At 73.5% G+C, this 14,170-nt stretch carries 12 protein-coding genes; 1 reads left to right on the top strand and 11 read right to left on the bottom strand.

All coding sequences use genetic code 11. The annotated features are described in order from the left end of the window. Window positions 1-47 precede the first annotated feature (47 nt). The 9 genes from WN71_RS01810 to WN71_RS01770 all read right to left on the bottom strand — a co-directional run bounded on the left by WN71_RS01810 (window position 48) and on the right by WN71_RS01770 (window position 9,049). Window positions 48-461: a DUF3151 domain-containing protein gene (locus tag WN71_RS01810; protein ID WP_046581433.1), complete on the bottom strand. Its 414-nt coding sequence runs from the start codon at window positions 459-461 to the stop codon at window positions 48-50. A gap of 311 nt (window positions 462-772) precedes the next feature. After that, window positions 773-2,230 (bottom strand): MFS transporter, encoded by a 1,458-nt coding sequence (locus WN71_RS01805; protein WP_046581431.1) that lies wholly within the window; start codon window positions 2,228-2,230, stop codon window positions 773-775. A 150-nt stretch (window positions 2,231-2,380) separates the two neighbouring features. Beyond that, window positions 2,381-3,403, bottom strand: coding sequence for a class II fructose-bisphosphate aldolase (gene fbaA, locus WN71_RS01800; protein WP_046581430.1), 1,023 nt, complete (start codon window positions 3,401-3,403; stop codon window positions 2,381-2,383). A 162-nt stretch (window positions 3,404-3,565) separates the two neighbouring features. Further along, complete coding sequence (gene pyrE / locus WN71_RS01795; protein WP_046581428.1) at window positions 3,566-4,114, bottom strand: orotate phosphoribosyltransferase; 549 nt, start codon at window positions 4,112-4,114, stop codon at window positions 3,566-3,568. Between the two features lie 10 nt (window positions 4,115-4,124). After that, window positions 4,125-4,913 (bottom strand): aldose epimerase family protein, encoded by a 789-nt coding sequence (locus WN71_RS01790; protein ID WP_046581426.1) that lies wholly within the window; start codon window positions 4,911-4,913, stop codon window positions 4,125-4,127. Window positions 4,914-4,968: 55 nt separating this feature from the next. After that, the gene (locus WN71_RS42175; RefSeq protein ID WP_046581425.1) at window positions 4,969-6,021 is read right to left on the bottom strand and encodes an SRPBCC domain-containing protein; all 1,053 of its coding nucleotides are present in this window, start codon (window positions 6,019-6,021) and stop codon (window positions 4,969-4,971) included. A 94-nt stretch (window positions 6,022-6,115) separates the two neighbouring features. Then, on the bottom strand, window positions 6,116-7,732 hold the full coding sequence (locus WN71_RS01780; protein WP_046581423.1) for a polyamine aminopropyltransferase: 1,617 nt from the start codon (window positions 7,730-7,732) through the stop codon (window positions 6,116-6,118). A gap of 79 nt (window positions 7,733-7,811) precedes the next feature. After that, window positions 7,812-8,348, bottom strand: a complete 537-nt coding sequence (locus WN71_RS01775) for a DUF2617 family protein (protein ID WP_046581421.1) — start codon at window positions 8,346-8,348, stop codon at window positions 7,812-7,814. A 374-nt stretch (window positions 8,349-8,722) separates the two neighbouring features. Then, on the bottom strand, window positions 8,723-9,049 hold the full coding sequence (locus tag WN71_RS01770) for a hypothetical protein (RefSeq protein ID WP_046581420.1): 327 nt from the start codon (window positions 9,047-9,049) through the stop codon (window positions 8,723-8,725). Window positions 9,050-9,230: 181 nt separating this feature from the next. On the opposite strand from WN71_RS01770, the gene WN71_RS01765 reads away from it, so the two are divergent. Then, the gene (locus tag WN71_RS01765; protein ID WP_046581418.1) at window positions 9,231-10,421 is read left to right on the top strand and encodes a pyridoxal phosphate-dependent aminotransferase; all 1,191 of its coding nucleotides are present in this window, start codon (window positions 9,231-9,233) and stop codon (window positions 10,419-10,421) included. Window positions 10,422-10,636: 215 nt separating this feature from the next. On the opposite strand, the gene WN71_RS01760 is transcribed toward WN71_RS01765, so the two are convergent. Together WN71_RS01760 and clpB are read right to left on the bottom strand one after the other, a co-directional pair. Further along, on the bottom strand, window positions 10,637-11,167 hold the full coding sequence (locus tag WN71_RS01760; RefSeq protein WP_046581417.1) for a type III secretion system chaperone family protein: 531 nt from the start codon (window positions 11,165-11,167) through the stop codon (window positions 10,637-10,639). Between the two features lie 323 nt (window positions 11,168-11,490). Then, complete coding sequence (gene clpB / locus WN71_RS01755; RefSeq protein ID WP_046581415.1) at window positions 11,491-14,088, bottom strand: ATP-dependent chaperone ClpB; 2,598 nt, start codon at window positions 14,086-14,088, stop codon at window positions 11,491-11,493. Between the last annotated feature and the right edge of the window lie 82 nt (window positions 14,089-14,170).

The following is a 14,170-nucleotide window of genomic DNA, read 5'->3' as shown; positions in this document are numbered from 1 at the left end:
ACGGCAAGGCCCGCCCGCCACGGACGGGCCCGCCGGTCACGCTCGGGTCATCCCAGGGTCTGGGCGGCCGCGGGCGAGGAGTCCTTCAGGAACTGCGCGCAGCGCTGGTACTCCTCCTGCTCGCCGATCGACTGCGCGGCGCGCGCGAGGGCGTGCAGGGCGCGCAGGAAGCCGCGGTTGGGCTCGTGCTCCCAGGGGATGGGGCCGTGGCCCTTCCAGCCGGCCCGGCGCAGCGCGTCCAGGCCGCGGTGGTAGCCCGTGCGGGCATAGGCGTACGACTCCACGACCGAGCCCCGCTCGAACGCCTCGTCGGCGAGCCTGGCCCAGGCCAGCGACGAGGTGGGGTACCGCGCGGCGACGTCCGCGGGCGCGGTGCCGCTCGCCAGCAGTTCGCGGGGTTCCGGGTCGTCGGGGAGTTGGGTCGGGGGCGGGCCCCCGAGGAGGTTCTCGTGAATCGTCATGGGTTCCAGTGTGGCTCAGCCTGCGGTGGGCGCGCGCGGCTGGGCTCGACGGTGGTGGGCCGGGGCCCGGGATGGGGTCGCCGGATCGCCCAAGGGGCGGGGGTGTCCGGCCGTGTGGCGACTGCGGGTCCGTCGTGGCCGTTCGCGCAGTTCCCCGCGCCCCTGAAGGGGCGCCCTCGGCGGCCCGGTCTTAGGGGCGCGGGGAACTGCGCGAGCAACCCACCGCCGGGCCGCACCCGTAAGGGGCGCGGGGAACTGCGCGAATGACCCGCCGCCGGGCCGCACCCGGAAACGCAGCCCCGACCGAGCCCTCAGCCCGAGACCCCGTGACCCTCCAGGGGCGGGGTCGTCACCGAGCCGTGGGTGCGGCATTCCGGGCGGGTGCAGCCGGGCGTCGGGCGGCGGACGAAGCAGAACGCCAGCACAGCCCCCAGCACCAGCACCCCCGCACAGATCGGCATCGCCCGCCGGAACGCCGTGTCGAAGGCGCCCGCCGAGCGGTACGCGTCCGGCCCCATCCCCGTCAGCACCGGCAGCGCCGCCACCGCGACCAGCCCCGCCACGCGCGCCGCCGCGTTGTTGACGCCGCTGGCCAGCCCCGCCCGGGACGCGTCCAGGGAGGCCAGGACGGTGGCGGTCAGCGGGGCGACCAGGGTGACCATCCCGGCGCCCATCACCAGCACCGCGGGCAGCACGTCCGTCAGGTAGTCCGCGTCCTCGCCCACCCGCAGCATGAGCAGCATCGCCGCCGCGCACACCAGCGGTCCCGCGGTCAGCGGGATGCGCGGCCCGATCCGGTCGGCGAGGGCGCCCGAGCGGGCGGAGAACAGCAGCATCAGCGCGGTCGTCGGCAGCAGCGCGGTGCCCGCCCCGAGCGGCGAGTAGCCGGCCACCACCTGCAACTGGAGCGCGGTGAGGAAGAAGAAGCCGCCGAACGCCGCGTACACGCACAGGGTGACCAGGTTGACCGAGGTGAACTGGCGGGAGGCGAAGATGCCCGGCGGCAGCATCGGATCCGGCCGGTGCCGCTCCACCCACACGAACGCCACGCCCGCCGCGACCCCGAGGACCGCGCTCAGCACGACGGCCACCGAGCCCGAGCGCGCCTCGATCAGGGCATACGTCGTCAGCGCGAGCGCCAGCGCGCCGAGCACCGCGCCCAGCACGTCGAAGCGGCCGTGCCCGCCCGCGTCCCGCGACTCCGGCACGTGGCGCAGCGCGACCGGCACGCACAGCAGGGCCAGCGGCACGTTGAGCAGGAACACCCAGCGCCAGCCGGGCCCGGCCACCAGCCAGCCGCCCAGGAACGGACCCACGGCCGCGCCGATGCCGCCGAAACCCGACCACAGCCCGACCGCCCGCCCCCGGTCGTCGGGGTGGAAGGACGCCTGGATCAGCGCGAGCGAGCCCGGCGTGAGCAGCGCTCCGCCGACCCCCTGTAGGGCGCGGGCGGCGATCAGCACCCCGGCGGTCGGGGCGAGCCCGCACAGCAGGGAGGCCGCCGCGAACCACACGACACCCGTCACGAAGATCCGCCGGCGCCCGTAGCGGTCGCCGAGGGAGCCGCCGAGCAGGATCAGCCCGGCCAGCGTGAGCATGTAGGCGTTGACCGTCCACTGGAGGGCGGACAGTTCGGCGTCGAGATCCTCGCCGATGCGGGGCAGGGCGACGTTGACGACCGTCGAGTCCAGCAGCGCCATGCTGGAGCCGAGGACGGTCGTCAGCACGATCCACTTGCCCTGGGGCGAGGCCAGCCGGACATCGGGCATGTACCCAGGTATACAGCGAGCCGGGCGCATGTGTCCGGACAAGGGACGAGCCCGGCGCCCAGGGATGTCGACCTGGGCGGCCGGGCTCGCTTCAGCGGCGGAAGCCGCGGTGGATCACGTCGGACGGCGGGGTCCTCGTGACCGCGCGGGTCACTTCAGACGGTTGCCCGCCGACCGCAGGTTCTGCGTGGCCTCGACGACGCGGGCGGCCATCGACGCCTCGGCCAGCTTGCCCCAGGTGCGCGGGTCGTAGGTCTTCTTGTCGCCGACCTCGCCGTCGACCTTCAGGACGCCGTCGTAGTTGCGCAGCATGTGGTCGGCGACCGGGCGCGTGAAGGCGTACTGGGTGTCGGTGTCGAGGTTCATCTTGACGACGCCGTTGTCCAGCGCGGTGAGGATCTCCTGCTCGGTGGAGCCGGAGCCGCCGTGGAAGACGAAGTCGAACGGGGACGGCTTGCCGAACTTGGCGGCGACGCCCTCGCTGAGCTCCTTCAGCAGCTCGGGACGGAGCACCACGTTGCCCGGCTTGTACACGCCGTGCACGTTGCCGAAGGAGGCGGCCAGCAGGTAGCGGCCCTTCTCGCCCAGGCCGAGGGCCTCGGCGGTGCGGATCGCGTCCTCGACCGTGGTGTAGAGGGAGTCGTTGATCTCGTGGGAGACGCCGTCCTCCTCGCCACCGGTGGGGGTGATCTCCACCTCGAGGATGATGTTGGCGCGGTGGGCCTGCGCCAGCAACTCCTGCGCGATGGCCAGGTTGTCGGCCAGCGTCTCGGCGGAGCCGTCCCACATGTGCGACTGGAACAGCGGGTTGCGGCCGGCCTTGACGCGCTCCTCGGAGATCGCGAGCAGCGGACGCACGTACCCGTCGAGCTTGTCCTTCGGGCAGTGGTCGGTGTGCAGCGCGACGTTGACCGGGTACTTCTCCGCGACGATGTGCGCGAACTCGGCGAGCGCGACCGAGCCGGTCACCATCTCCTTGCTGTACTGGCCGCCCAGGAACTCGGCGCCGCCGGTGGAGATCTGGACGATGCCGTCGCTCTCCGCCTCGGCGAAGCCGCGCAGTGCCGCGTGCAGGGTCTGGGTCGAGGTGACGTTAATAGCCGGGTAGGCGAACTTGCCTGCCTTCGCCCGGTCGAGCATCTCGTTGTAGACCTCGGGGGTTGCGATGGGCATCTGTCCGCTCCTTGTATCTGCGGGTTGGCGTACTGCTTTTCGGCCCTGACCTAGACCTTGGGATGCGACGTCATCGTCGGCCCCATCTTTCCAGACTCGACCCGGTGCCTCAGCCCCGGCGCGGCCCCGACCCGCCGCGTGTGCACCTGCGCGGACGGCCGCTCAGTCGAGACCCAGCTCGTCCTTCGAGAACGCGTACAGGTACGGCACTCCCGCGCCCTCCTGGATCTTCTCGGCGGCGCCGGTCGCGCGGTCCACGATGGTGGCGACGGCGACGACCTCGGCGCCCGCCTCCCGCACCGCCTCGACCGCGGTGAGCGGGGAGCCGCCGGTGGTGGAGGTGTCCTCGACGACCAGGACCCGGCGGCCCTTGATGTCCGGGCCCTCGACCCGCCGCTGGAGGCCGTGCGCCTTGGCGGCCTTGCGCACCACGAAGGCGTCCACGCGCCGGCCGCGGGCGGCCGCGGCGTGCAGGATCGCCGCGGCGACCGGGTCGGCGCCCATGGTCAGGCCGCCCACCGCGTCGTACTCCAGGTCCGCGGTCAGGTCGAGCAGCACCTGGCCGACCAGCGGGGCCGCCTCGCCGTCCAGGGTGATGCGGCGCAGGTCGATGTAGTAGTCGGCCTCCAGCCCCGAGGAGAGCGTCACCTTGCCGTGCACCACGGCCTTGTCCTTGATCTGCTGCAGCAGTGCGCCACGTGCGTCCGTCATGCGGTCCAGCTTAGATGCGGCGCCAGCTCCAGGTGGTCGTCGCCTCCAGCGGCTGAAGCGGTGTGACCAGGCGTGGAAGGGTGTTGAGCCCGTTCGGCGGCCCGGTCTGCGGCTCCACGCAGACGGCCGCGTCCTGCTCGTCGTAGACCACGACCCAGTGCTCGGGGCTGGTCACCGCGAGTTCCAGGAAGCCGGGCCAGGTGAGCGTCACGCGCACGCCGTCCGGCATTCCGAAGCAGTCGTCCCACGGGCCGGGCTTCGGGTCGATCCGGTTGCCGGTGGGCAGGTGGTCGTCGCCGCGCTCCTCCTGCCACGCCGGGGCGAAGTCGAGCCGGGCGTCCGCGCCGCGCAGGTTCCGGTGGAACCACGGGTGCCAGCCGATCTGCGCGGGGAAGGAGTCGTCGTACGTCTCCACCGACATGGTCAGCGTCAGCGCGTCCGGGGTCAGCGCGACGGCCTGGGTGACCCGGCCCGCGTGGGGCCACGGCTCGACCAGGTCGTACGTGATCACGGCCTCGCCGTCCGCCACGCGGGCGGTGCGCCAGGAACCGTCGCGGACCGTGCCGTGGATGGCGTGCGGCGGCGAGTTGAGGGGCATCTGACGGACGGTGGCGCCGTCCCGGAAGCGGCCCTCGCGGATCCGGCCGCACCAGGGGACCATCGGGAAACAACCGAACCGCTCGCCCTGGCGCAGCAGTTCGGTGCCGTCGACCCGGAGCCCGCCCACCCGGCCGCCGTTGCCCGGCTGCACGGTCACCTCCGCGTCGCCCGCGGTCAGCGTGATGTCTTCGTTACGCACGGGACGACCCTACTGGGCCGATCAAGAGCACCTCGCGCGTGCGGCGCGGTTTCGCTCAGCGGCGCTTGCGCAGCACCCGGCCGACGACGATCGCCGAGGCCACGACCAGGGCCGCGGCCGGGGCGACCCAGCGCAGGGTGGCGCCGCTGCCGACGGTCTGCGGGGCGGGCACGGGCGCGTAGCGGCCGCGCGGCGGGGCGTGGTCGACCTCCTCGGCGCTGCGCCCGATCATCGTGCGCCGGGCGTGCGCGGCCTCGGCCGGCGGCTCGGCGGGCTCGGGGAACTCCGGCGCGGGGCCGACGGGGTCGGGTCCGGACGCGGGGTCGAGGGCGGGCGGGGGGACGTCGGTGTCGAAGACGGAGACGTGATCGTCGTCGGGCGCTTCGGGGGTGCCGGTCTCTTCGGGGGTGCCGGAGTCGCCGGGGCTGCCGGAATCGTCGCTGTCTGCGGTGTCCTCGGGGCCGTCGGCGCCGGTGTCGGTGCCGTCGGATCCGGTGCCGGTGTCCGTGCCGGTGACCGTCTCGTCGGGAGCGTCGGTGCCCTCACCCGGTGCCGGTGCCGGTGCCGGTGCCGGTTCCGGCGTCGGTGCCGGTACCGGTCCGTCGTCCGCGTCGGGTCCCGCCTCGAAGTCGGCGCTCGCGCCGGGCGCGAAGTCCTCCGTGGCCAGCGCCTGGAGCGGGTCGGCGGACGGCTGCGCGGCGAGGTTCTCGACGCACCGGTCCAGCAGCCGGGTCACCGCCGAGTGCACGGCGTCCGCCGGGAGTTCGCCCACCCGGCCGTCGGCCGTCACGGTCCCGGCGAAGGCGACCGTCGTCCCGCCGTCGGTGTCCCGCACCCGCACCGTGAGCGCGAACTTCACCGTGCCGCTGCCCCGGGCCTCGACCGCGTCGCCCTCGACGGCGAAGGAGTCCGCGTCCCCCGCGGTGACCCGGAACGCGCCGCGGTAGGTGATGGAGTGGCCGCCGATCCGCAGCTTCAGCCGCCCCGCGACCGGCTCGGTGCCCGCGTCCTGCTGGAGCCCGGGGACCGCGCGGGCGACCCGGGCGGGATCGGCGAGCGCCGCCCGCAGACGGTCGGCCAGAACCGGAACGTGCACCTCGTGCTCCATGTCTGCGGAGCCTACCCAGGGTGGGGCCGCCCGCACCCGCGCGGTGAGGGATTCGCCCGGGATCCACTCCCGGCGGGCGTACCCGCGGGGCCGCTCAGTAGCGCGGATGCACCAGGGTCGACACCCGCGCCCCGTGGACCCTGGTCCGCTCGGCCGATCGCCGGTCCGCGGCCAGCGCCGCCCGGGTCAGGGTGCGCGGCGGGGGCTCGCCCGGGTCGAGGCGGAGCGCCGGGCGGTCCACGGCGGCCAGCACGAACCCCCAGTCGCCCGGTCCGCGCACGGCGTCCGGGCCGCGCCGCGCGCCGCGGCAGCCCACCCGGTAGGGGGCGGTGCGCAGGCCGGCCGCGCGGACGGTGGCCTCCACGGTCCAGAAGTCCCGGCGCCGGGTGAGGACCGGACCGGCGTGCACGGCCAGCCGCCCGCCGGGGGCGAGGGCGCGGCGGGCGAGGCCGTAGAACTCCTCGGAGTAGAACTTGGTGCTCGCGGTGGAGCGGGGGTCCGGCAGATCCGCGATCACCACGTCGTACGCCGCCCGGGGGCACCGGCGCAGCAGGCCGAAGGCGTCGCCGACGGTGACATGGACGCGCGGGTCGGCGTAGGCGTGGCCGTTGAGCCGGGCGAGGGCGGGGTCGCCGCGGGCCAGCCGGACCAGGTCCGGGTCGGCGTCGACGACGTCGACCCGGCGCACCCCCCGGTGGCGCAGCACCTCGCGGACGGCGAGGCCGTCGCCGCCGCCGAGGACCAGCACCCGGGCGTGCGGTCCGGCCATCGCGGGGTGCACCAGGGCCTCGTGGTAGCGGCGCTCGTCACGGCCCGCGACCCGCAGCCGGCCGTCGAGGAAGAGGTCGAGGGGGCGGCCCGCGGTGCCGCCGGCCAGGACCACCTCCTGGCCGCCGCTCTGCCGGGCGACGCGCACGTCGTCCCCGTAGACCGCCTGCCGGGCGGCGCGCTCGAAGTCGTCGGCGAGGAGCGCGGCGGAGGCGAGGACGCCGAGCACGGCCAGATTGGCGGCGATCAGCAGCCAGCGGGCCCGGCGCCCGAGGTCGCGCCGGAACAGGCCGAGGACCAGGGCGCCCCCGGCCGTGACGTTCACCGCGCCGGTGAGCAGTACGCCGGTGAGCTGGCCGAACAGCGGCAGCAGCAGGAACGGGAAGGCGAGGCCGCCGACCAGCGCGCCGACGTAGTCCGCGGCGAACAGGTCGGCCACCGCGCCGCCCGCGTCCTGCCGCCGGATGCGCTGGATCAGCTCCATCAGCAGCGGCACCTCGGCGCCGATGAACAGTCCGATGGCGAGGGAGAAGGCCACCAGCAGGCAGCGCGGGCCGTCGGCCCACAGCCCGCCCCAGTCGCCGGTCCAGGCGAAGACGGCGTACAGGCTCATCGCGCTGCATCCGCCGGTCAGGGCGAGCGCGGCCTCGACCGCGCCGAAGCCCGCCGCCGCGCGCCCGCGCAGCCGTTTGGCGGCCAGCGAGCCGACGCCCATCGCGAAGACCATGACGGACAGCACCACGGACGCCTGGGTGACCGAGTCGCCCATCAAGTACGAGGCCAGCGCGACCAGTTCGAGTTCGTACACGAGTCCGCAGGCCGCGCAGACGAAGACGCACACCAGCACCAGGAACCGCCCGGTGCCGGGCCGCACCGGCAGCGGCGCGGGACCACGCCAGGGCGGCGGGGTGCCCGGCGGTGCCGGTGCGTGCGGATCGATCACATGGCGACGTTACGTGACGGGCAGGGGGCACTTCGTCACCCACACGTGTGGAACGCGGAGTTGACGCCGTGCCGGGCGGTCACGCCCGCGCCGGGGCCGCCGTCCGCGCCGGCTGCCGGACCCCCACCCGGGTCCGGGTGGCGACGAGTTGGCCGTCCTGCGGGTAGGCGTGCCAGGTGCGCCAGTGCACCTGGCCCTCGTACCGCTGGGCGAGCAGCGCGGTGAACGCGTGCGGGCTGCCGGGGAACACCCCGGCCAGGCCCTGGGGATGGTCGGAGACCAGGGCCAGCAACTCCTGCGCGCGGCCCGCGAACGAGCCCGGCGAGAGCACCTCCACCCGGGCCGCGAACTCGTACTCCCAGTCGCCGACGCGCTTGGCCACTCCGAGCGGCAGCGGGGTGCTGGACCCCGGGATGCAGGCCACCGTCTCCGAACACCTGCCCCGTTCCTCGTCCAGAAGTACCTGGTGTGAAGCGCCGAGAAGTCTCAACTGGAGTTTTGCGTCCGCCAGTTCGAGGTCGAGGGTGGCGAGCGCGGGGAGCGGCTCGCGGCCCAGGGCCCAGGCCAGGTCGGCCGCGCGCGTATCGGTGTAGGAGGTGTTCAGGGTCGTGAGCATGGATCGGCTCCGCTGGCACGCAAGGAGGGAGGAAGGTCCGGCGCACCCCGGTCGACACCGGGGAATCGGATCGCTCAGCCCTGTCGGCGGAGGGCGTCCGCGAGACGTCCGAGGGGCTGCGTCAGTGATTTAGAGGGAATCATGAACTGTGGTGCCACCACAGCGTTTTTACCCAAGTTCGTGCGGTTTCCATCCCTCAGAGGGCTCCACAGCTCAACTGTTCAACCACCGGCGCACGCCAGGCCGGGGAGGGCGCGCGCCGGAGCGATCCGCCCCTCATGTCGCCGCGCGCGCTCCCCCGGCCGATGCAGAGGCCAGTCGGCTGCCTCCCTGCGGGGGAAGCCGGCCGATCGCCTCCCTGCGGGAGAGGCCGGTCAGCTGCCTCCCCCGCAGCCGCCCCCGCCGCAGGACGAGCCGCACGACGACCCTCCGCAGGAGGAGTGGCCGCCGCAGGACGAGTGCCCGCCGCAGCTGTGGTGGCCGCCGGAGTGCCCTCCCGAGTGGTGCCCGCCGGAGTGGTGCCCGCCGGACGAGCCGCCGCTGTCGCTCTGCCCCACCCACCAGCCGGCGTCGCTGCCGGCGGCCCCGCCGAGGCGGCCCGCGCCCCGGTGCCGCTTGCCGGACCGGCCGCCCCGCGCCCCGTTCACCACGGCCGCGACGACCAGCACCGCGACCACCGCCAGGATGATGCCGAAGACCATGGCGTCACCCTCCTTCCGTTCCCCCGAAGCGGCCCCCCGTGGGCGCCTCGCCGTCCGCGCGACGTGCGCGTGCCCGGGGGATGCCCGGCCGCCGCACCCGCCAAAGCGGTGTTGAGGAACTTCTGAGCAAGGACACAGGGCGCGAAGGGGCCGGTTGAGGAACCCGGACCCAGGGCGCAGGATGACCGCCATGACCTCCAGCGCCCGCCCCCTGCTCAACCGCCGGCTCGCCGAGTTCGGCACGACGATCTTCGCCGAGATGTCCGCCCTGGCCCTCAGTACCGGCTCGATCAACCTGGGCCAGGGCTTCCCCGACACGGACGGCCCCGAGGAGGTCCGCGAGGCGGCCGTGCGGGCGCTGCGCGACGGCCGCGGCAACCAGTACCCGCCGGGTCCGGGCGTGCCCGAGCTGCGCGGCGGGGTGGCCGCCCACCAACAGCGCCGCTACGGCCTGGAGTTCGACCCCGACACCGAGGTGCTGGTCACCGCGGGCGCCACGGAGGCGATCGCCGCGTCGCTGCTCGCCCTGCTGGAGCCGGGCGACGAGGTGATCGCCCTGGAGCCGTACTACGACTCCTACGCGGCCTGCATCGCGATGGCCGGCGGCCGCCGGGTGCCGGTGACGCTGCGCCCGCACGAGGGCGCCTTCCGGCTGGACCTCGACGAACTGCGGGACGCGGTCACCGACCGCACCCGGCTGCTGCTGGTCAACACCCCGCACAACCCGACCGGCACGGTCCTCACCCGCGAGGAGCTGGCCGCGATCGCCGCGCTGGCCGTGGAGCGGGACCTCCTGGTGATCACCGACGAGGTCTACGAGCACCTGGTCTTCGACGGCGCCGAGCACGTGCCCCTCGCGACCTTCCCCGGGATGCGCGAGCGCACGGTCACGATCGGCTCGGCGGGCAAGACGTTCTCGTTCACCGGCTGGAAGGTGGGCTGGGTGACGGCCGCGCCGGGCCTGGTCACGGCGGTCCGCTCGGCGAAGCAGTTCCTCACGTACGTCGCCTCCGGACCCTTCCAGTACGCGGCGGCGGAGGCCCTCGCCCTGCCGGACACGTACTTCACGGCCTTCCGCGAGGACATGCAGGCCAAGCGCGACCTGCTGGCCGCGGGGCTCCGGGAGGCGGGCTTCACGGTCTACGACACCGCCGGCACGTACTTCATCACCACCGACATCCGCCCCCTCGGCGAGACCGACGGCTTCGCCTTCTGCCGCGCCCTGCCCGAACGCGCGGGCGTCGTCGCCATCCCGAACGCGGTCTTCTACGACCACCGCGAGGCCGGCGCCCCGTTCGTACGGTTCGCGTTCTGCAAGCGGACGTCGGTGCTCGACGAGGCCGTACGCCGGCTGAAGTCCCTGGCGGGCTGACCTGGGGCCGCGCGGCCCGCAAGACCCGGGACCCGGGGAGCCGGAAGCCCGGGGAGCCGGAAGTCCGGGCGGCGGAAAACGCGTGAGCCCGGCCCGGCACGCGGCCGTGGTGGCCGGTGCCCTGGCCGGGCTCCGCTGCGTCCGTGCGGGCGCGCGCCCTGGCGTGCTCGCGCGCGAACCTCCGTGGGCTCCGCGCGGGCTCCTGGCGAGGAGGTCTACTCCTCGTCGTCCTCGGGCTTGTCCGCCTCGTTGACCTCCTGTTCGAGGCCGAGCTGCTCGACGAGCCACTTGTCGAACTCGATCGCGGCCCGCACCCAGCTGACCGTGGAGGAGACGAAGTGGTTCAGGTCGACGCCCGTACCGACCAGCATCTGCGCCTCACCGATGAGGCGGACGGTGCCGTCGTCGTGCGTGTGGCTGTACACCTTGGGCCACAGGGTCCGCCGGTTCCAGTCGTCGATCGACTCGAGCAGCTGGGGCTTCTCGTCGATCTTGTGCGGACGGTCGTAGAAGGTCCGCACCGAGAAGACCGCCTGTTCGGCCTCCCCGCGGAACATGAAGTACGTACGGAACTGCTCCCACGGCGCCGCGAGGTCCCCCTCGTCGTCGACGACGTACTTGAGCTCCATCTGGTCGAGGAGCTGCTTCACGAGGTCCTGATCCGGGACGACGGGGCCCGCCGGTCCTTGGGGCTGCGGCTCTGGCTGGCCCCCGAAGTTCGGAATCGAGGACGGGTCGATGCTCACCGTGTTTTTCCCTTCATGCGGATTCCGCCATCCTCCCTCATGCGGGGAGGGGGGTGGCAAGCCCCGACGGAGCCTGTCGGACTTCTGTCCCACTTCTGTGGACGGGATCGATGCGGGAGGATGCGGCCATGCGCATACCGAGGCCCGTGACCTGGGTGCTGTGGACGCTGTGGGTGGGATGCATCGTTTTCACGCTGTGGGTGGTCTGGGAACTGTACGTGGTCATGAGCAGCGTCTGAGCCGTCCGGGACCGGTGTACGCGGGCCGCGCCCCGGGCCGCCGCGCGGTGCGGCGGACCGGGGCGCGGGCCGCGGGCCGTCGGGCTACAGCGTCTTGCCGGTCACCGGGCCCACGATCAGGCCGTCCTCGAAGGCGTCCACCCGGACCGTGTCGCCGTCCTTGACCTCGCCGGAGAGGATCTCCCGGGCGAGCCGGTCGCCGATCGCGGTCTGCACCAGGCGGCGCAGCGGCCGGGCGCCGTAGGCCGGGTCGTTGCCCTCCCGCGCGAGCCAGTCCAGCGCCTCGGGCGTGACCTCCAGGGCGAGCCGCCGCTCGGCCAGGCGCCTGGCGAGCCGGTCGATCTGGAGCCGGGCGATGCGGCCCAGCTCGTCCTTGCTGAGCGCCGAGAAGACCACCAGGTCGTCGAGGCGGTTGAGGAACTCCGGCTTGAAGGCGGTCCGGACCACCTCCAGGACCTGGCCCTTCTTCTCCTCCTCGGAGAGCACCGGGTCGACCAGGTACTGGCTGCCCAGGTTCGAGGTCAGCACCAGGATGGTGTTGCGGAAGTCGACCGTGCGGCCCTGGCCGTCGGTGAGGCGTCCGTCGTCCAGCACCTGGAGGAGGACGTCGAACACCTCCGGGTGCGCCTTCTCCACCTCGTCGAGGAGGACCACGGTGTACGGGCGGCGCCGGACCGCCTCCGTGAGCTGGCCGCCCTCCTCGTAGCCGACGTATCCGGGCGGGGCGCCGACCAGGCGGGCCACGCTGTGCTTCTCGCCGTACTCCGACATGTCGATGCGGACCATGGCCCGCTCGTCGTCGAAGAGGAAGTCGGCGAGCGCCTTGGCCAGCTCGGTCTTGCCGACGCCGGTGGGGCCGAGGAAGAGGAACGATCCGGTCGGGCGGTCCGGGTCGGCGATCCCGGCCCGGCTGCGGCGCACGGCGTCCGACACGGCGCGCACGGCCTCGCCCTGCCCGATCAGCCGCTTGCCGAGCTCGTCCTCCATGCGCAGCAGCTTCTGCGTCTCGCCCTCGAGCAGCCGGCCGGCCGGGATGCCGGTCCAGGAGGCGACGACGTCCGCGATGTCGTCGGCGCCGACCTCCTCCTTGACCATCGTGTTGCGGGTGACCTCCTCCTCGGCCTCGGTGGCCTCGGCCAGGTCGCGCTCGACGGCCGGGATCTCGCCGTAGAGCAGCTTGGAGGCGCTGTCGAAGTCGCCGTCGCGCTGGGCGCGTTCGGCCTGCCCGCGCAGGTCGTCGAGCTTCTCCTTCAGCTCGCCGACCCGGTTCAGGGACTGCTTCTCCTTCTCCCAGCGGGCGGTGAGTCCGCGCAACTCCTCCTCGCGGTCGGCGAGATCGCGGCGCAGCCGCTCCAGCCGGTCCCGGGAGGCGGGGTCGGTCTCCTTGTCGAGCGCCAGCTCCTCCATCTTCAACCGGTCCACGGAGCGCTGGAGTTCGTCGATCTCGACCGGCGAGGAGTCGATCTCCATGCGCAGCCGGGAGGCGGACTCGTCGACCAGGTCGATGGCCTTGTCGGGCAGGAAGCGGGAGGTGATGTAGCGGTCGGACAGGGTGGCCGCGGCGACCAGCGCGCTGTCGGCGATGGCCACCTTGTGGTGGGCCTCGTAGCGGCCCTTGAGCCCGCGCAGGATGGCGATGGTGTCCTCGACGGTGGGCTCGGCGACCAGCACCTGCTGGAAGCGCCGCTCCAGCGCCGGGTCCTTCTCGATCCGCTCGCGGTACTCGTCGAGCGTGGTGGCGCCGACCATGCGCAGTTCGCCGCGGGCCAGCATCGGCTTGAGCATGTTGCCGGCGTCCATCGCGGAGTCGCCGCCCGCGCCCGCGCCGACGACGGTGTGCAGTTCGTCGATGAAGGTGATGATCTGCCCGTCGGAGTCCTTGATCTCCGCGAGCACGGTCTTCAGCCGCTCCTCGAACTCGCCGCGGTACTTCGCCCCGGCGACCATGGCGCCGAGGTCGAGCGCGACCAGCCGCTTGTCCCTGAGGGACTCCGGCACGTCGCCCTTCACGATCCGCTGCGCGAGCCCCTCGACGACGGCGGTCTTGCCGACGCCGGGCTCGCCGATGAGGACCGGGTTGTTCTTGGTGCGGCGGGAGAGCACCTGCACCACCCGGCGGATCTCGGTGTCCCGGCCGATCACCGGGTCGAGCTTGCCCTCGCGGGCGGCGGCGGTGAAGTCGGTGCCGAACTTCTCCAGGGCCTTGTACTGGCCCTCGGGGTCGGCGGTGGTCACCCGGCGGCCGCCGCGCGCCTTCACGAAGGCCTCCTGGAGCTTCCGGGCGGTCACGCCCTGGCCGGTGAGCACGTCGGCGGCCGGGCCGCCCTTCGCGGCGACGCCCATGAGCAGGTGCTCGGTGGAGACGTACTCGTCGCCGAGGTCCTTGGCGCGGGCCTGGGCGTCCGCGATCACGGCGAGCAGGTCGCGGTTGGGCTGCGGGGGCGCGACCGTGGAGCCGGCCACGCTGGGCAGCGCGGCCAGGGCCCGCTCGGCGCCCTGGCGCACGGACGCCTGGTCGGCGTCGACGGCCGCGAGCAGATCGACGAGGTTCTCGTTGTCCTGCCCCTCGAGCAGCGCGAGAAGCAGGTGGGTGGGGGTGAGATCGGCGTGTCCCCCGGTCACGGCACGGTTGCTGGCCGCGTTGATCGCGTCCCGGCTCCTGTTGGTCAGCTCGGCGTCCACGTTCGCGTTCTCCTCCTGGCGTCAGGCCCACTACTGACTCAAGCAGCGTACACAAAGTTGAGTCTATTCCGCTCAAGGCTGG

This window comes from Streptomyces mangrovisoli (assembly GCF_000974985.2).
GTDB lineage: Bacteria > Actinomycetota > Actinomycetes > Streptomycetales > Streptomycetaceae > Streptomyces > Streptomyces mangrovisoli.
This window is presented reverse-complemented; position numbering and strand designations above follow the sequence as displayed.

Coding starts and splice junctions, on each gene's coding strand:
- WN71_RS01810 (WP_046581433.1), bottom strand. CDS start 461: ATGACGATTCACGAGAACCTCCTCGGGGGCCCGCCCCCGACCCAACTC.
- WN71_RS01805 (WP_046581431.1), bottom strand. CDS start 2,230: ATGCCCGATGTCCGGCTGGCCTCGCCCCAGGGCAAGTGGATCGTGCTG.
- fbaA (WP_046581430.1), bottom strand. CDS start 3,403: ATGCCCATCGCAACCCCCGAGGTCTACAACGAGATGCTCGACCGGGCG.
- pyrE (WP_046581428.1), bottom strand. CDS start 4,114: ATGACGGACGCACGTGGCGCACTGCTGCAGCAGATCAAGGACAAGGCC.
- WN71_RS42175 (WP_046581425.1), bottom strand. CDS start 6,021: ATGGAGCACGAGGTGCACGTTCCGGTTCTGGCCGACCGTCTGCGGGCG.
- WN71_RS01775 (WP_046581421.1), bottom strand. CDS start 8,348: ATGCTCACGACCCTGAACACCTCCTACACCGATACGCGCGCGGCCGAC.
- WN71_RS01770 (WP_046581420.1), bottom strand. CDS start 9,049: ATGGTCTTCGGCATCATCCTGGCGGTGGTCGCGGTGCTGGTCGTCGCG.
- WN71_RS01765 (WP_046581418.1), top strand. CDS start 9,231: ATGACCGCCATGACCTCCAGCGCCCGCCCCCTGCTCAACCGCCGGCTC.